This is a genomic window from Flavobacterium panacis, assembly GCF_024649945.1.
GTDB lineage: Bacteria > Bacteroidota > Bacteroidia > Flavobacteriales > Flavobacteriaceae > Flavobacterium > Flavobacterium panacis.
The window spans coordinates 340,805-364,571 of sequence record NZ_JANKMS010000003.1 but is presented as its reverse complement, the minus strand read 5'-3'; the positions used below and the strand labels follow the sequence as shown (position 1 = coordinate 364,571).

General features: G+C 32.5%; 21 protein-coding genes. 8 read left to right on the top strand and 13 right to left on the bottom strand.

The window, feature by feature from the left end:
• Positions 1-71: 71 nt before the first annotated feature.
• The gene (locus tag NQQ59_RS09740; protein WP_144218060.1) at positions 72-1,901 is read left to right on the top strand and encodes an ABC transporter ATP-binding protein; all 1,830 of its coding nucleotides are present in this window, start codon (positions 72-74) and stop codon (positions 1,899-1,901) included.
• A gap of 126 nt (positions 1,902-2,027) precedes the next feature.
• Complete coding sequence (locus NQQ59_RS09735) at positions 2,028-2,729, top strand: DUF2971 domain-containing protein (protein WP_144218058.1); 702 nt, start codon at positions 2,028-2,030, stop codon at positions 2,727-2,729.
• Positions 2,730-2,880: 151 nt separating this feature from the next.
• On the opposite strand, the gene NQQ59_RS09730 is transcribed toward NQQ59_RS09735, so the two are convergent.
• The 3 genes from NQQ59_RS09730 to NQQ59_RS09720 all read right to left on the bottom strand — a co-directional run bounded on the left by NQQ59_RS09730 (position 2,881) and on the right by NQQ59_RS09720 (position 7,845).
• Complete coding sequence (locus NQQ59_RS09730) at positions 2,881-3,600, bottom strand: CREC-EF hand family protein (RefSeq protein WP_144218056.1); 720 nt, start codon at positions 3,598-3,600, stop codon at positions 2,881-2,883.
• Positions 3,601-3,688: 88 nt separating this feature from the next.
• Positions 3,689-6,154 carry a TonB-dependent receptor gene (locus NQQ59_RS09725; protein ID WP_144218054.1) on the bottom strand — a complete coding sequence of 822 codons (2,466 nt, stop codon included), beginning with the start codon at positions 6,152-6,154 and terminating at the stop codon, positions 3,689-3,691.
• 11 nt (positions 6,155-6,165) lie between these two features.
• Positions 6,166-7,845 carry a M23 family metallopeptidase gene (locus NQQ59_RS09720; protein WP_144218052.1) on the bottom strand — a complete coding sequence of 560 codons (1,680 nt, stop codon included), beginning with the start codon at positions 7,843-7,845 and terminating at the stop codon, positions 6,166-6,168.
• 180 nt (positions 7,846-8,025) lie between these two features.
• On the opposite strand from NQQ59_RS09720, the gene NQQ59_RS09715 reads away from it, so the two are divergent.
• The 3 genes from NQQ59_RS09715 (at position 8,026) to rny (ending at position 10,384) form a co-directional block, all read left to right on the top strand.
• Positions 8,026-8,316, top strand: coding sequence for a hypothetical protein (locus NQQ59_RS09715; protein WP_144218050.1), 291 nt, complete (start codon positions 8,026-8,028; stop codon positions 8,314-8,316).
• A gap of 4 nt (positions 8,317-8,320) precedes the next feature.
• Positions 8,321-8,614 (top strand): cell division protein ZapA, encoded by a 294-nt coding sequence (locus NQQ59_RS09710; RefSeq protein WP_091497311.1) that lies wholly within the window; start codon positions 8,321-8,323, stop codon positions 8,612-8,614.
• Between the two features lie 210 nt (positions 8,615-8,824).
• The gene (gene rny, locus NQQ59_RS09705) at positions 8,825-10,384 is read left to right on the top strand and encodes a ribonuclease Y (protein WP_144218048.1); all 1,560 of its coding nucleotides are present in this window, start codon (positions 8,825-8,827) and stop codon (positions 10,382-10,384) included.
• A gap of 68 nt (positions 10,385-10,452) precedes the next feature.
• Here rny and NQQ59_RS09700 read toward each other — a convergent pair whose 3' ends face one another.
• The 6 genes from NQQ59_RS09700 to NQQ59_RS09675 all read right to left on the bottom strand — a co-directional run bounded on the left by NQQ59_RS09700 (position 10,453) and on the right by NQQ59_RS09675 (position 15,852).
• Positions 10,453-11,973, bottom strand: coding sequence for a PAS domain-containing sensor histidine kinase (locus NQQ59_RS09700; RefSeq protein ID WP_144218046.1), 1,521 nt, complete (start codon positions 11,971-11,973; stop codon positions 10,453-10,455).
• Positions 11,974-12,125: 152 nt separating this feature from the next.
• Positions 12,126-13,022, bottom strand: coding sequence for a site-specific tyrosine recombinase XerD (gene xerD, locus NQQ59_RS09695; protein WP_144218044.1), 897 nt, complete (start codon positions 13,020-13,022; stop codon positions 12,126-12,128).
• A gap of 99 nt (positions 13,023-13,121) precedes the next feature.
• On the bottom strand, positions 13,122-13,706 hold the full coding sequence (locus NQQ59_RS09690; RefSeq protein ID WP_144218042.1) for a porin family protein: 585 nt from the start codon (positions 13,704-13,706) through the stop codon (positions 13,122-13,124).
• Positions 13,707-13,849: 143 nt separating this feature from the next.
• Positions 13,850-14,356 carry an outer membrane protein gene (locus NQQ59_RS09685; protein ID WP_144218040.1) on the bottom strand — a complete coding sequence of 169 codons (507 nt, stop codon included), beginning with the start codon at positions 14,354-14,356 and terminating at the stop codon, positions 13,850-13,852.
• Positions 14,357-14,516: 160 nt separating this feature from the next.
• Entirely contained in the window at positions 14,517-15,086 is a 570-nt protein-coding gene (locus tag NQQ59_RS09680; RefSeq protein WP_144218038.1) for a porin family protein, read from the bottom strand.
• A 205-nt stretch (positions 15,087-15,291) separates the two neighbouring features.
• Positions 15,292-15,852, bottom strand: a complete 561-nt coding sequence (locus tag NQQ59_RS09675) for an outer membrane beta-barrel protein (protein ID WP_144218036.1) — start codon at positions 15,850-15,852, stop codon at positions 15,292-15,294.
• A gap of 285 nt (positions 15,853-16,137) precedes the next feature.
• Between NQQ59_RS09675 and NQQ59_RS09670 the strand changes: the two genes are divergently transcribed.
• The 3 genes from NQQ59_RS09670 to NQQ59_RS09660 all read left to right on the top strand — a co-directional run bounded on the left by NQQ59_RS09670 (position 16,138) and on the right by NQQ59_RS09660 (position 19,975).
• The gene (locus NQQ59_RS09670) at positions 16,138-16,698 is read left to right on the top strand and encodes a porin family protein (protein ID WP_144218034.1); all 561 of its coding nucleotides are present in this window, start codon (positions 16,138-16,140) and stop codon (positions 16,696-16,698) included.
• Between the two features lie 142 nt (positions 16,699-16,840).
• The gene (gene aroQ / locus NQQ59_RS09665; protein WP_144218032.1) at positions 16,841-17,254 is read left to right on the top strand and encodes a type II 3-dehydroquinate dehydratase; all 414 of its coding nucleotides are present in this window, start codon (positions 16,841-16,843) and stop codon (positions 17,252-17,254) included.
• Between the two features lie 231 nt (positions 17,255-17,485).
• The gene (locus NQQ59_RS09660) at positions 17,486-19,975 is read left to right on the top strand and encodes a DUF5686 and carboxypeptidase regulatory-like domain-containing protein (protein WP_144218030.1); all 2,490 of its coding nucleotides are present in this window, start codon (positions 17,486-17,488) and stop codon (positions 19,973-19,975) included.
• Positions 19,976-20,224: 249 nt separating this feature from the next.
• Here the strand turns inward: NQQ59_RS09660 and NQQ59_RS09655 are convergent, their stop codons facing one another.
• The 4 genes from NQQ59_RS09655 to NQQ59_RS09640 form a co-directional block, all read right to left on the bottom strand.
• Complete coding sequence (locus NQQ59_RS09655) at positions 20,225-21,103, bottom strand: cation diffusion facilitator family transporter (protein WP_144218028.1); 879 nt, start codon at positions 21,101-21,103, stop codon at positions 20,225-20,227.
• A 150-nt stretch (positions 21,104-21,253) separates the two neighbouring features.
• Entirely contained in the window at positions 21,254-22,567 is a 1,314-nt protein-coding gene (gene murA / locus NQQ59_RS09650; protein WP_095929490.1) for a UDP-N-acetylglucosamine 1-carboxyvinyltransferase, read from the bottom strand.
• Between the two features lie 100 nt (positions 22,568-22,667).
• On the bottom strand, positions 22,668-23,390 hold the full coding sequence (locus tag NQQ59_RS09645; RefSeq protein WP_144218026.1) for a DUF4290 domain-containing protein: 723 nt from the start codon (positions 23,388-23,390) through the stop codon (positions 22,668-22,670).
• A gap of 4 nt (positions 23,391-23,394) precedes the next feature.
• Positions 23,395-23,691, bottom strand: a complete 297-nt coding sequence (locus NQQ59_RS09640) for a DUF493 family protein (RefSeq protein WP_066033683.1) — start codon at positions 23,689-23,691, stop codon at positions 23,395-23,397.
• Between the last annotated feature and the right edge of the window lie 76 nt (positions 23,692-23,767).

Below are 23,767 nucleotides of genomic sequence, written 5' to 3'. Positions count from 1 at the left end.
ATTCCGTGCTCAAAATGATTCAATATCAATAAGAGCTATCACATCAAAAGAAAACAATATCAAAAGAATAAATGAGTAATTTCAAAAAAATAGTTCCTTTTATATATCCTTATAAAAAATACGCATTTCTAAACATTTTTTTCAATGTTTTATATGCACTTTTCAGCACACTTTCGTTTGTTGCTTTAATTCCAATGCTTCAGGTTTTATTTGACAAAGCAAAAACAGTGACTACCAAACCAGTTTACACAGGCATTTTCGAAATTAAACAATATGGGGAAAATTATTTAAGCTACTACATTACCACATCAAAACAAACACACGAACCTGGTTTTGTTTTAGGCGTTATGGTTACCATAATAATTTCGATTTTCTTACTTAAAAACTTAGCTGATTATCTGGCTATGTTTTTCATCAACTTTTTAAGAAACGGAGTTTTAAAAGACATGCGTAATGCGCTATACAAAAAGACACTGGAACTTCCTTTGGCATTTTATTCTGAAAAAAGAAAAGGAGACGTAATTTCAAGAATTTCTGCAGATGTAAACGAGGTCCAGACTTCATTCTTGGCTATTCTTGAACTTATCGTAAAAGAACCTTTAACTATTATTTTCACGATAAGCACAATGTTGATCATTAGTGCCAAACTAACTTTATTTGTTTTCATTTTTATTCCAGTTTCAGGATACATCATTTCATTGATTGGAAAACAACTTAAAAAACAATCTACGAAAGCTCAGGAAGAACAAGGAAAATTTCTTTCTACAATTGAAGAAACAATCGGAGGATTGAAAGTCGTAAAAGGTTATAATTCTGAAAATTATTTCAATACTGTTTTTCAAAATTCTACAGAACGTTTTTTCAGCTTATCCAACAGCATTGGAAATCGTCAAAACTTAGCTTCTCCTGCCAGCGAATTTATGGGAATTACCGTAATTGCCATTTTGTTATGGTACGGAGGTCAAATGGTTTTAATTGACAAAACTCTAGAAGGCGCTGCTTTTATTGCTTACATGGGATTAGCATACAACATTTTGACTCCTGCAAAAGCTATTTCTAAAGCTTCTTACGGAGTAAAAAGAGGAAATGCAGCAGCAGAACGTGTTCTTGAAATTTTAGAACAGGAAAACACTATCGTTTCTAAGGAAAATGCTGTTGAAAAATCAACTTTTGATAATAACATCGATATTAAAAACATCAACTTTAAATATGAAGAAACAAGTATTTTAAAGGATTTTTCTCTTCAAATTAAAAAAGGGCAAACTGTTGCTTTGGTTGGACAATCTGGAAGTGGAAAAAGTACAATTGCAAACTTATTAACGCGTTTTTATGATGTAAACGAAGGTACAATTTCTATTGACGGAATCAACATCAAAGACATGAACCTACATTCTCTTCGCGGCTTGATGGCATTAGTGACACAGGACATTATTTTATTTAATGATACTATTAAAGCAAACATTGCACTAGGAAAACTTGACGCAACCGATGACGAAATTATCGAAGCATTAAAAATTGCCAATGCTTATGAGTTTGTGAAAGATTTACCACAAGGAATTTATTCTAATATTGGAGACAGTGGAAGCAAACTTTCTGGCGGACAAAAACAACGTCTATCAATTGCTCGTGCCGTATTAAAAAATCCTCCAATTATGATTTTGGATGAAGCAACATCAGCTTTAGATACTGAAAGCGAAAAAATTGTTCAGGTTGCTTTAGAAAACATGATGCAGAACAGAACTTCTATCGTAATTGCACACCGTCTTTCAACTATTCAAAAAGCAGATGTGATCGTCGTAATGCAAAAAGGAAAAATTGTAGAACAAGGAACACACGAAGAATTAATTGCTTTGAACGGAACTTATAATAAATTGGTAACGATGCAGTCTTTCGAATCGTAAAACAGATCGAAACTAAATAATTTACACAGATTAAGGAAATATTAAAACTCAGTTTAATTTCTTTAATCTGTGTTTATTTTTATAACTTTAGGTTGGTTAAAGAATAAATCATTTAATCTCACGAAAATGTATCTTAACAACCCCAACATTACACTCCCTGAAAATCCTGACACTGTTGTTTGGAAATACTTAGACTTATCTAAATTTCTCGATTTATTACTTTCAAAAAAACTATTCATGTCACGCTCTGACAAGTTTGAAGATCAGTACGAAGGCACTTTCAGCGAACCAACTTACGAAGAGATTAAAAAGCTGGCAATTGACAATCCTGACTTCTTAAAATACTACAAAACGCAACGTGAACAAGTCGCTATAAGCAGTTGGCATATCAACGAATATGAATCTTTTGCCATGTGGCAGATCTTCACTCAAAACAGCGAAGGCTTGGCCATTCAATCTACTATTGGAAGATTACAGAAAGCATTAAAACCAGAGAATAATTTCGACCAATATATTGGCGAAGTAAATTATATCGATTACAGAAAAGAATACATTCCGTTTGATGATTTGTTTTTTCCGTTTTTATTCAAAAGGAAAAGTTTTCAATACGAGCGGGAAGTTCGCATTTTGACAGACACTTCTAAAAGTGACATCAAATTAAACGACGGCTTAAAAATCAATGTAGATATTAATCAGTTAATTGAGAAGATTTACATTCATCCAAAATCGGAGAATTGGTATAAAAGACTAGTAATCGAATTAGTTGAACGCTTGGATTTTGGTTTCGAAATCGAAAAATCAGATTTGGAAAGTGATATTTTGATTTAAAGATTCTAAGTCCCTAAGATTCTAAGGTACTGAGTCTTTCTTATGATGACTAAATATAAAAACCGCATAGAAATTAAAATTTTTATGCGGTTTTTGTATTTTCAATCTTTGGCAAGCCTTAGAATCTTAGCACCTCAGTACCTTAGAATCTTTAAATAGGCTTATAAGCTTTAACCTCCCATTTCTTAGCTGTCAAATCTATATAATTATAATGCAAAACATCATTTTTATCAAACTGACCGTTTTGGTTCGTATCTTCAATTGTTCTAAAATACAGACGACTTTTAGACTCAATTAAATTCCAATCAACCAATTCTTCTAAGTCAGCAGAAACTTTGGTAAAGTTTTCCCCACTGATATCGCTTAAGTACAAAGTTTTAATATCACTGGTATCGATTTTTCCGTCTTTGTTGGTATCAGAATCTGTCAAAGTGTACACCATAACATTGTTATGCGTTTTGTCTGCAACCGTTTTTAAATAAGTTGCTGTTAAAATCAAAATGGGTTTATCTGATAAAGGACGAATAGAATCTGAATCTACTTTCTGAAATTTCAAATTCTGCAAATAACCTGTTATTTCATATTCACCTAGATTAGAAATCGTAAAACTCACATCATTTACACTAGACGATCCATAACGAGCTTTAGAACCTCTTTCAAAAACTCTTAAATCTCCAACAGGATGAATCAGGTAATTTGTACCTTCCATTTGGATTGGAAGATCAGCGATTTCGATTTGAGTGGTATCAGTTTTGGCTATACTTACTTTATTTGAAGCTGCGTAACTTACTTTTGGCTTTTGAACTTCTTCACGACAGCTTATTGCAGTCCCGATGATTACTATGGCGATATATTTAAAATACTTTTTCATCTACAACGATTATATACGATTATCAAATATACTATTTTTGATTGTAATATTTGTTTTTATTGAATTTTACTAAACTATCGAAAAGGTTTTACAACCTCGCATTAATCTTAACGTTAAAAACCCTCGAAGTCATATAATTTGGAATCGCATATTGATTTTTAGAATACACATCACGAACCCAAGTATTTGTAATAGCATTTTGATTATTAAAAAGATTGAAGATTTCTAAGCCGACAGCTAATTCTTTAAAATTTTTCAACCAGCCTTTTTTCGTATTCTGCGTACTGCTGTCTACAAAAACTTTTGCAAAACCAATATCTGCTCTTCTGTAATCATTTAATCTGTTTTGATACAAATACGGATCTGAATAAGCTGGCGCACCTCCTGGCAATCCAGTATTGTAAACTAAATTCAGATACACTTTTACACTTGGAATGTTCGGCATATAATCCTGAAACAACATGGCAAATTTCAATCGCTGATCTGTCGGACGCGCGATATAACCTTTGTTTTCGTAGTTTTCTTCGGTTTTCATATAGCCAAAACTTACCCAAGATTCTGTTCCTGGCACAAATTCACCGTTTAATCTAAAATCTAAACCTTGAGCATACGCTTTTGCATTATTATTAGCAACGTAACGAATGCGGACATTATCTATAGAATAGACATTTACATCTGAAAGGGATTTATAATAAAGCTCTGTTACCCATTTAAATGGACGATTCCACATTTTAAAATTGTAATCGTTACTCAAAACGACATGGACTGCTTCCTGAGCTTTTACATTCGGATTTACAACTCCGTCCAAATCACGAAGCTCTCTGTAAAATGGCGGCTGATGATACAATCCTCCGGAAATCCTGAATACCATATCGGTATCCCAATCTGGTTTTATAGCAAACTGCGCTCTTGGACTTACCACAAATTGATTTTTCCCTTCTTCTGAAGCACCTGAAACATTCCAGCTCTGAAAACGAGCTCCTAAATGGTACCAAATTCTACTGGAACCAATATCAGATTGTTTGTTCCATTGTGCATAACCCGAAAATCTATTTATAGTATTAAAATTCGTGGCACGAATATCCTGATAAGGCAAAAGTGGTCCAGTATAAGGCGAATAAGGCTGATTGTTTTTGGGAAGCGTAATGATTGGAGGATTTATTGAAAACCCTGCAGAATCAATCATCTCCCATTCTACCAGTCTGTCACGAATAGATTCTCTAGTATATTTCAAACCGAATTCTAACTGACTTTCTTTCCAGTCTTTAGTTCCTTTCAATTCAATATTGGCAATTAAAGCATCCAAATCATTTCTAGCATGATTTAACTGAGAACCTATTCCACGCGTAAAATCAATTGTAGACGGATCTGTTGGATTTTCAGGATCAACATTTCCTAAACGATATTGGGCCAAAATATCAAAATGCTCTTTTTCTGTTGTATGAAATAAAGATCCGATTAATTTTAAAGTCAACGAAGAAGAAACTTTATAAGTGGTTTTTAAAGCTCCGAAATACGTATCGTATTGATCTTTTTCTTGACCTTGATAATAAACCGCCAGAGCCATTGGCTGATCAATTGTACCAAATTTAGTTTCGCGCGTTAAAGGCTGATACAAATATTTGTTCTGAGAAATATTTCCTAAAAAACTCATTTGCCATTTTTCAGAAATATCATAATTAATATTGGTCTGAACATCAGCAAAAGTTGGTGTATAATTCGTTTGCGTATCCTGACTATTAACCAACAAACTATTGTTTCGATAACGAACTCCAGTAACAGCTGACCATTTTTTATTTTTAGAAACCAAATCTACAGAAGCGCTTCCTCCTAAAAAACTAGCTTCAAAAGAAGCTCCAAATTGAGTTGGTTTTCTATACGTAATATCCAAAACTGAAGATAATTTATCACCAAATTTGGCCTGAAATCCTCCTGCTGAAAATTCAACATTCTGCACTAAATCGGTATTGGTAAAACTCAAACCCTCCTGTTGCCCTGAACGAATTAAAAACGGACGATACACTTCAACTTCATTTACATAAACTAAGTTTTCGTCATAATTCCCGCCTCGAACCATATATTGCGAACTTAGCTCGTTATTTGAATTTACTCCTGGAAGTGTTTTTAGAACATTTTCAATTCCTGCATTAGCGCCTGGAATCTTTTTTATTGTGGCCGCGTCAATTGTCGCAATTCCTTGAACTCGCTTTCGATTTCCGGAAGAAACAAACACTTCCCCCATCTGTTCTTCAGAATTATTCATAATAGGATTAAAAACAAAAACTTCATTCGTCTTCAAACTAACCGTTAAACTGACCATTTTTAAAGATACATGGGTAAATACCAATGAAATCTTTTTATTTGAGGGAACAGTAATTTCAAAAAAGCCTTTAGCATCTGATTGCACCAAAGTTCCTTGCGAAGCAATATTCACATTCGCAACAGGATGTTTATCTGTATCTAAAATTATCCCTTTAATACGGGCAGTCTGAGCTAATGAAATACAGCTAAAGAATAGAAAAAGAAAAGCGAATATAAACTTGTTATGATTCAAAAGTTGGGGTTTTATTTTTGACTTCTAAAAAAATGAGTTTCAAAGATAGCAGTATTTCCTACATTATCAACAACTTCAACTTTTAAAAAGTTTTCACCTTCAACCAAATATTGCGCATCAAAAGTATGTGTAATTCTTCTGGCCTTATTTTCATATTCAAACAAAACCCAGCTTCCGTTCAAATAACCATTATAAGACTTTATTCCAGACAAAGAATCACCAATTGTAAGATCAATTTTCTTTTGCTCACTGATCCATTTTCCTTCAATTGGTTTTGCAATTTTAATTACGGGCTTAATAGTATCTAAAACCAAACCATATACACCTAATATTTTTGCTTTAGCAGTAAAAACATCTCCTTTTCTAATCGTTCCGTTATGACTGGTTCCTTTTCCGATATAAAGTTTATCTCGTAAATTCTCAGGATAAGAATCGTCTTTTATCGTTATGGTGAAATTAGAATGAACAGGAACCGTATCATCATGAATAAAAACTTTGTTATTTCTGACATCAAAGTTCATATTAAAATCTTCGTAGAAAGTTCCAGCTGGAAAGAAAACAGACATGTTATCTTTTTCGAAATTAGAATCTTTGTTATATCTAACAAAATATTTAGAAGTCGCTGTTGCTGCTTCAACAATGGGTGTTGCTGCATCAAACTCAATTGGAACTGTAACAGATCTTAGATTTCCAAAATAATCCGAAATCTCAATTTTATAAGTTGAAGAAAGATTAGGTTCAGCCTTAACAATTCCACGTAGAGAATCTGTTTTGATAATACTTAAAGCAAAAGGCGTTTTCATAAAAAGTTTCTGAACACGCTGTCCCATCTTTTTATATCTCGAATAATCAATTAAAGCATTGATGTAACGCATTTCGTCAAAAGAATACGTATTAAACTGATAGTTATAATTTTGATTCCCATTTAAAAAAGTAGAAACATTAAAAACTCCATTTTTATTAAATGAAACATCATCTGTATCTACAGCATTGATTCCGAAACCGATTCTTCCATTTGTTTTAACTTTTGAAGCTAAATACGTTCCATCTTTCTGCAGTGCCATATTAAGCAACAAAGGCTGTTTAGACTGATTTACCGTTGCATTATACAAAGGATACACATATAAACTTGATAAAGTTGGTTTTTTGGTATCTTTAATATTTTGGTCAAAGCCAAAGAAAATCGGATTGATTACAAATTCGGTTTTAGAATCACGAATTTCAAAATGAAGATGTGGTCCTTCTGATGAACCCGTGTTTCCAGAAAGTCCGATAATATCACCTTTCGTTACTGGAAGCTCACCTGGCTTAGGAAACATTTCGATTTCATACGCTTTCTCTTTATAATGAGTCGCTTTTACATAATCTAAAATAGGACCAACAGGAGTTTGCAAATGTCCATACACAGAAGTATAACCATTTGGATGCGTTATGTAAATACATTTTCCGTTTCCAAAAGTCGAAATTTTAATTCTTGACACATATCCATCGGCAATGGCGTGCACGCTTAATCCTTCTCTTTGATTCGTTTTTAAATCAAAACCCGCATGAAAATGGTTCGGTCTTAACTCCCCGAAATTACCCGAAAGTTGCATCGGAATGTCAAGTGGCGGGCGAAAATAGTCTTTTGGATATTGCGTTTGGGCAAGTACAGAATTACAAATCAGAAGGGCAAGTAAATATAATCTCATAAACAACATTTTTGCTAAGATAAACAAAAATAAGGCAATAAAAGCAGGAAAAAACACACAAAAACACAATTAATTGAAATACATACATTTATCTATTTTAATGCAAAAAAATCGAGAAAAAATTGCATTAATAAAAAGGAATATTAACTTTGTAGGATTAAGTAATGAATAGGATGTATAATGAGTGTAATTGCAGAAATAATTGATACTCTTGAATATAAAGTCGAAAAACTTTTTGAAAAATCAAAAGGTTTGGAGAAAAACAATCAAGTATTACGATTAGAATTATCCAAAGCTGCGCAAATTATCCAGAAACAATCTGAAGAAATTGAAGCTTTGAAAAAGCAAAATGAAACACTTAAGATAGCCAATTCGTTGCTTGGCAGCGACAATAACAAGAGAGAGACAAAGCTTAAAATAAATTCATTAATTCGCGAAATCGATTACTGTATAGCGCAATTATCAGATTAGTAATATGGACGGAAAGCTTAAAATTAAAATATCAATTGCTGACCGCGTTTACCCACTAACGGTTGAACCCGCTCAAGAAGAAGGACTTAGAAGTGCTTCTAAAAAGATTGATGCTATGATCAAGCAGTTCGAAGAAAATTATGCAGTTCGTGACAAACAAGATGTTCTAGCAATGTGCGCATTGCAATTTGCTTCGCAAGTAGAACAAAAACAGATTGATAACGCAATCGATGGAGAAGAGACTATCGAAAGAATTAAAAGATTAAACACGCTTTTAGATCAATATCTCGAAAATTAAACGTTCTTTACAAGAAACTAAGATACTGCCTACATTAGTTCACAATTGGTAAACTCAACACTAACAATTTAGAATGAGCAAATCGTCGCTACTATAGTATGCCCTCCTTTTGGCTGGGAAACTTGAACAGTGAGTTAGCTCAAAACTTGTCTTTACGAGTTTATTCAAGCAATTAATGTAGGCTTTTTTTATATATAAACCCTAACAAACATGGACATCATAACGATCATTATTGGTATTGTAGGTATTGCAGCAGGATTTGCGATAGCTAAAATTATCGAGAAAAGTAATATTTCAAACCTAATCAAAAACGCTAAAAAAGAAGCAGCTTCAATTTTAAAAGACGCTAATTTAGAAGCTGAAAATATCAAAAAAGATAAAATTCTTCAAGCCAAAGAGCGTTTTATCGAACTTAAATCAGAACACGAACAAGTTATTTTAGCACGTGATAAAAAAGTTGCTGAAGTAGAAAAACGCGTTCGCGATAAAGAATCTCAAGTTTCTAATGAGCTTTCTAAAGCTAAAAAAGTCAATGACGATTTTGAAGCTAAAACAGCTGAATTCAATAATAAAATTGAAGTTTTAGACAAAAAACAAGCTGAAGTTGACAAACTTCACAAAAGTCAATTACAGCAATTAGAAGTAATTTCTGGTCTTTCTGCTGAAGAAGCAAAAGAGCAATTGGTAGAAGGTTTAAAAGCTGAAGCTAAAACAAAAGCAATGTCTCATATTCAAGAAACTATTGAAGAGGCAAAATTGACTGCACAACAAGAGGCTAAGAAAATCATCATCAACACTATCCAAAGAGTTGGAACTGAAGAAGCGGTTGAAAACTGTGTATCTGTTTTCAACATCGAATCTGACGATGTAAAAGGACGTATCATTGGTCGTGAAGGACGTAACATTAGAGCTCTTGAAGCTGCAACTGGAGTTGAAATCATTGTTGACGATACACCAGAGGCTATCATTCTTTCTTGTTTTGATCCAGTTCGTAGAGAAATTGCTCGTTTATCTTTACATAAATTAGTAACTGACGGACGTATTCACCCAGCAAGAATCGAAGAAGTTGTTGCCAAAACAGCTAAACAAATCGACGATGAAATTATTGAAGTTGGAAAACGTACTGTAATCGACTTAGGAATTCACGGTTTACACCCAGAATTAATTAAAGTGGTTGGTAGAATGAAATACCGTTCTTCTTACGGACAAAACTTATTACAACACTCAAGAGAGGTTTCTAAATTGTGTGGTATCATGGCCGCAGAATTAGGATTAAACGTAAAACTAGCTAAAAGAGCAGGTTTACTACACGATATTGGTAAAGTGCCAGACACTGAAAGTGATTTACCACACGCACTTTTAGGTATGCAATGGGCAGAGAAATACGGTGAGAAAGACGAAGTTTGCAACGCTATTGGAGCGCACCACGACGAGATTGAAATGAAATCATTGTTATCTCCAATTGTTCAGGTTTGTGATGCTATTTCAGGAGCTAGACCAGGAGCTAGACGTCAAGTATTAGATTCTTACATCCAACGTTTGAAAGATCTTGAAGATGTAGCTTACGGATTCAGCGGAGTTAAAAACGCTTACGCAATTCAGGCTGGTAGAGAACTTCGTGTAATTGTAGAAAGCGAAAAAGTTTCAGATGATAATGCTGCAAACTTATCTTTTGAAATTTCGCAAAAAATTCAAACAGAAATGACTTATCCTGGTCAAGTAAAAGTTACTGTAATTAGAGAAACTAGAGCTGTAAATATTGCTAAATAATCAGGAAACATACATAAAAAGAAAGGCTGTCAATTGACAGCCTTTCTTTTTTATAATTAATTCAAACTTCACATATCGTTAAAAACGATTTTAAAGCTTGTTCCCACTCCTACTTCACTTTCTACCAAAACAGTTCCTTTCATGGCTTCTATTTGGTTTCTTGTAATATACAAACCAATTCCGCGTGCTTCTTCGTGTTTATGAAAAGTTTTATACATTCCAAACAATAAATCTCCATACACTTTTAAATCGATTCCGAGTCCATTATCTGTAATCTTTAACGATTTAAACCCTTCGGGTTCTATTGCAAAATCAAAAACAATTACAGGATCCCGATCAGGATGCGCATACTTAATTGCATTTGTGGTAAAGTTCAACAAAACACTCTCCATATATGCCGGATTAAAATTAATCGTCAAATACTTTGGAACGTTGTTTATAATTGTGACCTTACGCTGTTTATCATAACCTTTTATTGTTGAAATCGTTTTTTCAATATACTCACACAACATTAAAGGAGCAACTGCAATATTAATATTACTCTGCGTTTTTACAATCTGTGTAAGATTAGAAATCGTTTCATTTAAATCATTTGAAACTGTTCGCAAATGTTCCAACATTTCTTCAACTGTTTGCTTGTTCACATCAGCATCTATAAAATCCAAAATCGATTTTATATTACCTGCCTGTGTATTCAAATTATGCGAAACAATATGTGAGAAATTAAGCAAACGACTGTTCTGGTCACTGTACAATTTCATCGTTTTTAAAAGCTCCAACTCTTTTTCTTTTTGCGCAGAAACATCGGTATGCGTTCCAATAACACGTAAAGGTTTTCCGTTTTCATCACGTTTAATTACTTTTCCACGATCCAGAATCCATTTATAATTACCGCTTGAGGTCATCACTCGATGATAGTTTTCATAATACGGAATCTTATTATCAAAATGTTCTTGAATATCCGAGTAATATTTTGGAAGATCATCTGGATGCACAATTTTGTCCCAACGTTCTGGATCATCAAAAATATCAGTGGACTCTAATTCTAGAATTTTAAGAGACAAAGACGAATAAAAAACACTGTTTGTCACCATATCCCAATCCCAAACTCCAGCTGTTGAAGCATCGAGTGCAAATTGAAAACGTTCTTCGGATATCCTAAGCTTTTCTTCCTTATCTTTTAGATCGGTTATATCAGATACATGACCATAAAAAACAACCTTATCATCTAAAGTCAACTCCGTTTTTGAAGTAATCTTAAACCAACGAATTCCCTTTTTAGGAAGAACCGCTCTAAATTCAATTTCCCAAGGCGTTATCTCTCTTCGGGCTTTTACTAAAGACTGAAAAAAGTAATCACGATCCTGTGGTACAATTCTATTGTAAATTATAAGCTTTGTATCATTAGTAAAATCTGAAACAGAAAGCTCAAATATTTCATCTGCCGACTTACTTACAAGTGGAAACGAATAGTTATTATCAGGATCAATTGTAAACTGAAAAAGTAAGTCAGGCATTTCGGCCAACAATTTTTTATAAAAATTATTTACCTCCAAGCAATCGTCATTTCCATATAAATCAAAAATCATACACTACTTCTTTATGTAAATAAAATATTTCAGATTTTTTCCTTTAAAAAAGAGAGAAAAATCACAACTTATTCCGTTATTGTTTTTATTACAACAATATTTTAACACAATATATAAATTTTTACAACAAAACAAACGCAACATTTAAAAAATTATTTCCTCGGATGAAAACTATGCATCACTTCTTTTAAGAAACTACGATCCAAATGCACATAAATTTCTGTTGTTGTAATTGATTCGTGGCCTAGCATTAATTGAATTGATCTCAAATCTGCTCCATTTTCCAATAAATGTGTAGCAAAAGAATGTCTCAGCGTATGGGGGCTTATACTTTTTTTAAGGTTTATTTTTTGAGCAAGATCCTTTATAATAGTAAAAATCATGGCTCTTGTTAATTGACTCCCTCTTCTATTAAGAAACAAGGTATCTTCTGCTCCTTTTTTAATAGTCAGATTACTGCGAACAGCATTTTTATAGATATCAATATATTTCTGAGTTAACGGTCCAATTGGAACGAATCTTTCTTTATTTCCTTTACCTGTGATTTTGATAAAACCTTCATCAAAATACAAATCTGAAATTTTAAGTGTTACTAGTTCCGAAACACGAAGTCCGCAGCCATATAAAGTTTCGAGCATTGCTCTATTTCTTTCTCCTTCATTTGTACTTAAATCGATAGCATCAATTAAATTGTCAATTTCTTGAAGAGATAATGTATCTGGTAATTTTCGTCCCGTTTTTGGGGTTTCAATCAACTCCAACGGATTGTCATTTCTATAATCCTCAAAAACCAAGTAGTTAAAAAAGCTTTTGAGCCCGGAAATAATTCTTGCCTGCGATCTCGGGTTTACTTCTTTTGCAACAGTATAAATAAACTGCTGTATCGTTTCATCAGAAATCTTTATTGGAGAAACATCTACTTGATTCGTCTCTAAGAAAAGACACAAGCGTTCAATATCAAAGCCGTAGTTTTCGATCGTATTTTTAGACAAGCCTCTTTCTATCCTTAAATAGGATTGATAATCTTTAATATATCTGCTCCAATTCATGTTTACAAAGTAAAACAATTTTAGAAAGAAAAATGCCTCATATTACGAAATAAAAAAACCTTTCTTAAGAGAGAAAGGTTTTTATAATTACTAAATGTTTTAATTTAATTTATATCCCAAAACCAAAGAAAACATGTTGTTTTTTATTTTATAATTATCATCTCCAACATGAAAATCCACAGCATCTGACAAAGCCAAGTTATAACGAAGATCTATAGAACAAACCTCCAGAAAATTACAGCCAATACCAAAATTCAAACCTAAATCGATAGTTTTAACATGATCTGTAATATTAACTCCGTTTTCTTCAGCCTTCATTAAAAAACTAACTTGCGGACCTGCCTGAACACTTAATCCCTGAACAACAAAATATTTAGCCAAAATAGGCAAACTCAAATAGCGGTATTTAATATCATTATTGTATGCTACACCATCCCTTTCAAATTTATTTTTCACCCCATGAGTTGAGTAGAAAAGTTCTGGTTGAATAGCAAATTTTTCATCTGTTTTAATTTCCGAAAAAAAACCAACCTGGTACCCTATTAAAGTTTCATTTTCCTGGAAATCACTAGAACTATTTGGAAAATTAATACCTCCTTTAATTCCAAATCTCCCCCCAGTTCCTTGAGCATTTGCAAAACCAAATACCATAACTACAAGAGCAGATAAAATAATTTTCTTCATTTTTAATTTCTTTTTTTGCTTGGTTAAATTAATTGCCCAAATATAAAAATATACTTACCAAATAAATATTTAATTTAAAAAAATCACATAAAAAAAACCTTCCAGATATCAGGAAGGTTTTACAAAATACACTGAACTATAAATTAGAATTTATAATTAAAACCGATATTTAAAGAAGAAAGTGTTGCATCATCAGATATTGCTTTATAAGAAGCAAACACTTCAATTTTATCATTTTGATAACCAAATTTTGGCTGATATAAAATTCCTCCGTCTCCACTTCCACTTCCTGCATAGATAGCATATCCTAAATCTGCACCAACAAATAAATTATCTGTTATTGAATATTGTGCTGTACCCGCAACTGGAATAAAACCAGCATTATCTCCTTTAATATCAACTGAAGTTATACCGTTATAAAAGGTATACGTTTTTGCAAAATAAGTTGTATAACCTGTTGTTGCTCCAACACTGAATTTATCAGCAACATTCCATAGATACGCCACGTCAACACCTAGATTAAGTGAATAAGAATCTTTAAAATCACCTAGAACTACACCTGTGTGAGCTCCAACTTTAAAGTGTCCATCCTGTGCATTTGCAAAACCAAATGCCATAACTGCGATTGCAGATAAAAAAATTTTCTTCATTTTATTTGTTTTGGGTTAAATAATTTTCGCCAAATATAAAAATATACTTATTAAATACAAGTAATTTATTTAACAGATAAAATACTACTATTTAGAAAATGAAATAAAAAAACCTTCCATTTTGTGGAAGGTCTTTTTTAAATATTTATAAATCAAAAACTTAAAACTTGTAAGCTAATGAAAGTGCTAAAACACTATTTTTTGGACTATCAAAATATTGATCAAAATCTTCAGCATTATAGTCTGCTATATTAGACACACCCACAGTGTAACGAAGATTTACAGAAAGGTTGTCTGTAAAATTGTATCCACCTCCGAAGTTAAAACCAAAATCAGTTGATTTATATCCATCTTTAGCATCTTCTCCATCTACTTTAGCAGAAACTAAGAATCCAATTTGAGGACCTGCTTCTACTGTCCATTGTTTCGTAATGAAAAATTTCGCTAAAACTGGTACGTTGATATAATTTAATTTTGCATCCACATTTAAATCATCCAGTTTTGCACCTTGCATTGAGAACAATACTTCGGGTTGAATTGCTAATCTTTCTATAACTTTAATTTCAGCAAAACCTCCAACATGAGCACCAACAAGAGATTTAGCATCCCAATAATTTCCTCCAGCAAAAGTAGTTAGGTTAAGACCTCCTTTTACTCCAAACCTTGTTTCCTGAGCATTTGTAAATGCAAAAGCCATAATTGCAATGGCTGATAAAATTATTTTTTTCATTCTAATTTGTTTTGGGTTAAATTAATTTTCATATCAAATATAAAAATATTCTTCATAAAAACTAATTTGGAATTTAACAAATAAAATAGTAACAAGTATATAAATTGTTAAATAGCAATTAATTCCTGATAAAACTTATCAAAAACAGAAATAAAAAAGCCTTTCTAAAATTGGAAAGGCTAAAAAACTAACTTAAACTTTTTTATTAAAATTTGTAAATTACTCCGAAACTTACGTCACGTAAATCAGTACCAAAACCAAAACTATTTGTTTTTTCAGCATCGTGACCTCCATTATTGTTTACACTATATCCTAAACCAAGCCAAGTAGCTTCGATCGCGAAATGGCTAGATAAGAAATAGCTTAAACCTAAACCAACATTAGCTCCAATTTCGTTTTCTTTGTAATCACCAGGCTTACTTTTTGAATTAGTAAAATCTAAACCAGCTTGACCATAAACTGAAAATTGAGAAGCAGGAGTAAAGTAATATCTACCAAATGCACCAACTGTAAAGTCATTAGTTTTATCATCACCCATTTTTGATGAACCAAAACCTAATTTTGCCCCAATAGCAATGTTTTCAGACACAAAATAACCTACACTAGGAACAAGAGTAAAGTTATTTGATTTAGCATCACCTGTTTTATGAGAATCTACACTAAATGCTCCAGAAACAAATACATCTCCTTTAGAAAATCCTCCTGTTTGCGCATTAGCAAAACCAAAAGCCATTACTGCAATAGCAGCTAAAACAATTTTTTTCATGTTTATATTTTTTAATTACTGATGCCAAAACTAAGATTAGACTTACAAACAATAACACACCAGAAGTTTAAAAAATATCAAAATAAGACATATTTTTTCCATCAAAAAAGAGTCTGAAAATCAACACTATATTTACAAAAATCATCGTTTAAGTACTTAAAAAATCATTTATAGTGGGAATTTTATTAATTATTTAATCCAAAATATAATGCAATAAAATGCTAAATATGTAGTTTTGAACTTTAGAATAATATTTAAATACCAAAAATTTAAAAAAAACATTTTATGAAAAAAATAATTGTAGCCGCTGTATTGTTCCTTGCAACATCAGCAACAATGAGTGCCCAATTTGTACAAATCGGGGTAAAAGCTGGGGTTAACTTTGCTAATCAAACTGGAGGTTCTGACTTTGATGGAATTTCAGTTGACAAAGAAGGTATTACAAGTTACCACGCAGGTCTTGTAGCTGAACTTAAATTGTTAGAAAAATTCTCTATCCAACCAGAGCTTTTGTATACTACACAAGGAGCTACTTATAAAAATGCTTTATCAGAATTTAAAAACGAAATGGGATATATTGCTATTCCAGTAATGGCAAAAATTTACATGACTAAATCTTTAAGTTTAGAACTTGGTCCACAAGCTTCTTTCCTTGTAAGCAATAAAAAAGAATTTGACGTTGCTGATCCAAAAACATTTGACTTCTCTCTTAATGCAGGTTTAGGATTAAAAGTTGTTGGAGGCCTTTTTGTTCAGGCTCGTTACGGAATTGGTTTGACAGAAATTTCAGAAAATGCAGATTTCAAAAACTCTGTATTCCAACTTTCAGCTGGATACATGTTCTAAAAGAATATCACATACTTTTACAAAAACCGCTCTATTAATTAGAGCGGTTTTTTTATTTTTACAAAGTACAATTGCAATTGCAATTGCAAAAATCAATAACAATGGCAATACCTAATTAAAATCTAAAATAATAATATTAAATATGAAAATCTGCATTATCAACGGCCCTAATTTGAATCTTCTAGGAAAAAGAGAACCTGAAGTTTACGGAAGTCAAACTTTTGAAGACTATTTTGAAACGTTGAAAGCAAAATTTCCAAATGTTGAACTTTCTTATTATCAAAGCAATATTGAAGGAGAATTGATTGGAAAAATTCAGGAAGTTGGTTTTTCATTTGATGGAATTATTCTGAATGCCGGCGCTTATACTCATACCTCTATTGGCTTGGGCGATGCTATGAAAGCCATTACAACTCCAGTTATAGAAGTTCATATTTCTAATACTTATGCGCGAGAAAGTTTTAGACATCAATCGTATTTATCTGGAAATGCAAAAGGCGTTATTTTAGGTTTTGGACTTAAAAGTTACGAACTGGCAATTCAATCTTTTTTGTAATATTTTGAATTGAATAAAGATTCATATCCTCTCGCAGATTTTACAGATCAAGTAGATTATCTTTAAAGACAAAAAAATCCAAGAAAAAAATCTGCCAAATCTGCGAGAAATAAAAAATCATTGCACATTTATTATTAGTAAATTCAACTCAAATAAGCCATTCATAATTTAACATTTTATTAGTAAGCTCAGATTTAACTTATTCTATTTTTGTAAGATACAACATCTTACATGAGAAACTTTATTTTAGTTGCCTTTCTATTTTTTTCACTTTCAAACTTTGCTCAGATCAAAGGAACGATCACAGATGATAAGGGAAATCCACTGCCTTTTGTATCGGTTTTTGAAGAAAACACATATGCTGGTACAACCTCAAATGAGCAGGGAAAATATCAATTAAACGTCAAAGAGATTGGAAAAAACAAAATCATTTTTCAATATTTAGGTTTTAAAACTCAGAAAATAACCGTTGGTTCTGAATCTAAAACCATCACTTTAGACATCAAACTTCAAGAAGAGAGTTTTGATCTGAATGAAGTGGTGATTGATCCTAAAAATAATCCTGCAAACGCTATTATAAAAAGCGCCATTGCAAACAAAAAAGAAAACTCAGAAAAAACAGGACGTTATACTGCCGATTTTTACTCTAAAGGAATGTTTAAAGTAAAAGATCTTCCTAAAAAAATCTTGGGCCAAAAAGTAGATCTTGGTCCCGATATGGCGTCTAATTTAGATTCGACAGGAACAGGTATTTTATATTTATCCGAAACAATCTCTAAGATCAGCCTTGAAAAACCAAACAAGTTTAAAGAAAATATTATTGCTTCTAAAGTTTCTGGAAACAACCGTGGTTACAGTTATAATACAGCCGCATTATCAAATTATGACTTTTATGATAATACTTTGGATTTTGATGTAAAACTCATCTCTCCTATCGCAGACAATGCTTTTAGTTATTATAAATACAAATTGGAAAGCAGTTTTTACGATGATAATAAACAGCAGATTTATAAAATTAAAGTAATTCCGAGACGTGACAAAGAACCTGTTTTTGAAGGTTATATTTATATTGTAGACGATAGTTTTGCTATTTATGCCATCGATTTAGAAATAAAAGGATATCGAATGAAAAACGAATTTACTGAATCAATGAATCTAAAACAGAGTTTCAGTTATAATGTCAAAAATAAAATCTGGTCCAAAAACGCACAAACACTTTCTTTTACTGCTGGATTTTTCGGAATAAAGTTCTCCGGAAATTTCAATTATGTTTATTCTAATTATGAATTTCCTGCCTCATTTGAAAAGAAAACTTTTGGAAACGAACTTGTAGCTTTTGATTTCAATGCCAATAAAAAAGATGATGCTTTTTGGAATGAAATTCGTCCAATTCCTTTAACACTTGAAGAAAGCAACGATTACGCTAAAAAAGACAGTCTTCAAACCATTAGGAAATCAAAAAAATATACCGATTCAATTGACGCCAAAAACAACAAGTTTAAAGTTTGGGATATTTTAATGGGTTATGATTATAAAAACACTTTTAAAAAATATGCTTTTGACTATAAAGGCCTTTTAAATATTACTTCTTTGAGTTTCAATACCGTTCAAGGTTTTAATCTGGATTCTGGTTTTTCTTTTAGAAAATGGAATGAAGAAGAAGGAAAAAGTACTTCCATAAGTACTACTTTCAATTACGGATTCTCTGATGAACGTTTTAGAGTTACGGGAGAATTCAGTCATCGTTTCAACACTACCAATTATGCCACAATTTGGGGATCTGGAGGAACCAAAACAGCGCAATTTAACAATGCTGAACCAATCAGTAAATTGGTCAATTCTATAAGTTCTTTATTCTTTAAAGACAATTATATGAAATTGTACAATTTAGAATTTGCTCAAATTAATTATGGTCAAGACATTGCAAACGGAATAAATCTTACTGGAAGAGTAAGCTACGAACAACGAAAACCTCTTTTTAATACAACAGATTATTCCTTCTTTAAAAGAGACGATCTTTATAGTTCTAATAATCCTTTGGCGCCAAATGATTTTACAAATCCTGCTTTTGATCAACATCATTTATTTAAAGCTCTTGTAACAACCAAAATTAACTTTGGAAATAAATATATTTCGAGACCAGACGGAAGATATAATTTTAAAGATGACAAGTATCCAACCATCTATTTAGCCTTTGAAAAAGCTTTTGCTGCAAGCGAAAAGAAATATGAATATGAAAGAATTGGCGCTTCTATTCAATATGATTTATCTTTAAATAACAAAGGAGTTCTCGGAACAAATTTTAGAGCTGGAAAGTTCTTTAATGCAGAGAATATTTCGTTTATAGACTACAGACATTTTAACGGAAACCAAACACATATTGGAACAAGCAGTCGTTACTTAAATGTTTTCAATTTAATGCCGTACTATACAAACAGCACCAACGACAGTTATTTTGAATTGCATTCTGAATACAATGACACTGGTTTTATTATGAATAAAATTCCTCTTTTAAATCTTTTAAAATCAACTCTTAACTTGGGATTTCATTCTCTAGCTATTCCAGACAAAAAACCTTATTCTGAATTTACGGTTGGTTTAGACAATTTAGGTTTCGGGAAATTCAAATTATTCCGTGTTGACTATGTGCATTCTTACCAAAGCGGCATACAGCAAAATGGAGTTGTGTTTGGAGTGAAGATTTTGAATGTATTAGACTAAGGTTCAAAGTAACAAAGTAACAAAGGGACAAAGTTATTACTGTCTTATAAAAAAGCCGCTTAAATCTTTATGTCTGGTTTCACGCAGATTTTACAGATTTAAGCGGATTTTTTTAAATTTGATTTTCTTTACGCAGGCTTCGACTTCAATCAGCCTGACAAAAATGTGATTTTTTTCAAAAGGAAAAAAAACTTAATTTCTCAGAACCTTTGTCCCTTTGTCCCTTTGTTACTTTGTTACTTTGAACCTCTAACAATGATAATCATCTGGTTCAATATGAATCAAGACATTTCCTAACTGTGGGATTTCTTCTTTTAATTTATCTTGTAATTTATGCGATAGATCGTGTCCTTCTTTTACAGAAATTTTAGCCGAAACTATTGCATGAAGGTCAACGTGGTAACGCATTCCCGCTTTTCTGATGTAACATTTTTCAGTACCTAAAATCCCTGGAACTTTTAATGCAACAACACGAATTTCTTCTACTAAATCGTCATTAAGATTTTCGTCCATGATTTCACCAAGTGCAGGTCTGAAAATTTTGTAGCTATTGTACAAAATAAAAAATGCTGCAAAAAGTGCTGCCCAGTCATCTGCAGATTCGTAACCCTTTCCCATAAGTAGCGCAACCGTAATACCAATAAATGCCGCAACAGAAGTAATTGCGTCGCTACGATGGTGCCAAGCATCTGCTGCTAAAGAAGAACTATTCGTTTGTCTACTTCTTTTCATCACCAAACGGAACGAATATTCTTTCCAGATAATAATAGCTCCTAGAACGTATAATGTCCATGATTTAGGCAACTCGTGCGAAGTTCCAATATTAGAAATACTTTCGTAACCGATAATAGTAGCTGAAGTAATTAAAAACCCAACAACCAAAAAAGTAATCAAAGGTTCAGCTCGACCATGACCGTATGGATGATTTTCATCTGCGGGTTTATTAGAATATTTGATTCCGAATAAAACCAAAAATGACGAAAATATATCTGTAGTTGACTCAATTGCATCTGCAATCAAGGCGTAAGAATTGCCAAAAAAACCTGCTAATCCTTTTATCAAGGCTAAGCAGGTGTTTCCAACTATACTAAAAATAGTAGCTTTTATAGCTTTTTGTTCGTTTGTCATATAACGGACATTTTATTTTTTTGCCACGAATTTCACAAATTATACGAAATAAACTTTGTGCTTTATTACACTAATTTTTAAAACAAGTTCGTGTAATTGAATTTCAAAGTTAAAAATTAGTGTAATTCGTGAAATTCGTGGCTAACTTTTTTATGCTCTAACAATTTTAGCACCAATTGCTCTTAAGCGCTCATCGATACGCTCGTATCCACGGTCGATTTGTTCAATATTTTGAATGGTGCTTGTTCCTTTTGCAGAAAGCGCCGCAATCAATAATGAGATTCCTGCACGAATATCTGGAGAAGACATTGTAGTTGCTTTCAATTGAGATTCGAAATTATGTCCCATAACCACAGCTCTGTGTGGATCACACAACATAATTTTTGCTCCCATATCGATCAATTTATCCACGAAGAATAAACGGCTTTCGAACATTTTTTGGTGAATTAAAACGTCTCCTTTTGCTTGTGTTGCTACTACCAAAACGATACTTAATAAGTCAGGAGTAAATCCTGGCCATGGCGCATCTGCAATCGTTAAGATAGAACCGTCAATGTCTGTTTTTACTTCATATCCATCTTTGTGAGCTGGAATATAAATATCGTCGTTACGTTTTTCGATTGTAATTCCTAATTTTCTGAAAGTATTCGGAATCAAACCTAAGTTTTCCCAGCTTACATTTTTGATTGTGATTTCGCTTTTTGTCATAGCCGCAAGACCAATCCAAGAACCGATTTCAATCATATCAGGAAGAATTCTGTGCTCACATCCACCAAGGCTTTCAACACCTTCAATAGTCAATAAGTTAGAACCAACTCCAGTGATTTTTGCTCCCATAGAGTTCAACATTTTACATAACTGTTGCAAGTAAGGCTCACAAGCAGCGTTATAAACTGTAGTTGTTCCTTTTGCTAAAACAGCTGCCATAACAATGTTAGCAGTTCCAGTTACAGAAGCTTCGTCTAAAAGCATATCTGTTCCTGTTAATCCTTCTTTTGGAGATTCTACTCCGTAAAAATGATCTTCTCTGTTATATCTGAATTTTGCTCCAAGGTTGATAAAACCTTCAAAGTGCGTATCTAATCTACGACGACCAATTTTATCTCCACCCGGTTTTGGAATATATCCTTTTCCGAAACGAGCCAAAAGCGGACCAACAATCATAATAGAACCACGAAGTGCTCCACCTTCTTTTTTGAAAGCTTCTGTTTCTAAATATCCAACATTAACCTCATCAGCCTGAAAGGTAATTGAACCTGGCTCGTTACGTTGAATTTTCACCCCTAAATTCCCCAACAAAGTGATTAATTTATTGATGTCTATAATATCAGGAATGTTATTAATTTTTACTTTCTCTCCTGTCAGCAGCACGGCACATAAAATTTGTAATGCCTCATTTTTTGCTCCTTGCGGAGTGATTTCTCCTTTTAAAGGAGTTCCTCCTTCGATTTTAAAAATTCCCATAGATTTTTTTTAGGTTCTTTCAAAGTTTCTAAGATTCTGAGACCCTAAGATTCTAAGTATAAACTCAGCAACTTAGTAGCTTAGCAACTTAGTAGCTTTTTTATTTCTGATTATTATTTTTTTGAAACGTCTTTTTCTGACCGCCTTTATTGTTGTTTTTGTTATTTTGAATTTTTGGCTGTGGACCTGAAGCTGTTTTGTTAGACATGCGTTTGTTTGTACGCATTAAATCTGTTGTATTTAACAATTCTTCTGTACTATGCAATAAATTAATCTTACCTCCCGACAATTCATATAAATGCTCAAAAATTACATCATCTTTTACTGTGTCTTTGTTCCAGCTTAAGAATGATTTTTTCATGTGGTTGGCAATCACCATTACCAATGCATTTTTCATCTCTCCGTCTTCCCATTTATTGGCAACATCAATCATGTATTTGATGTTATTTCCATAAAATCTGTATTTTGGAAAATTCTGCGGATATTGTAAAGTTTCTGGCTTTAGCTGCAAAACATCTCTTGACGGAATAGGATATGGCGATTCTACATTCAGTTTAAAATCAGACATAATAAAAAGCTGATCCCAAAGTTTGTGCTGAAAATCGGGTACATCACGTAAATGCGGATTTAAGCTTCCCATAACCTGAATGATGTATTTCGCCGCTTTGTTGCGCGTTTCATCATCTTCAATTGCAGTAGCTTGATCGATCAGTTTTTGTAAATGACGACCATATTCAGGAATAATTAAACGTTGTCTTTCAGAATTATATTCTAGATTGTAGACAACATCACTTGCGGCTTCTCTTTTATATTTTTCGATCATAAGTTTATAATGAAACTATACCTTCTATTGTAGAAACTTCTTTGTATTTACTGATTACATCATCTGAGCTGTGCATCGTAACATCTACAGAAACGCTGGTAAATTTACCTGTTTTTGATTTTGTTGTTTTAATAACTGCTCCCATTCGATCAAAAGCTTTTTCAACACGCTCTACATTATCTGCTACAGAAGGCACAATAAATTTGTACAAGTATTCTGCTGGCCAAGTATTTGCATTATCAAGCTCTACTTTTAATCTTTCGTAAAATTCGGCTGTATTTTTTTCTTTATCGTTCTCCATTCGTAATTAAAAATAAACGCAAATATACGTTTTTGATTTCAGACTTTTTAGATTTTTTCTTTCGAAAAAAGGTTCA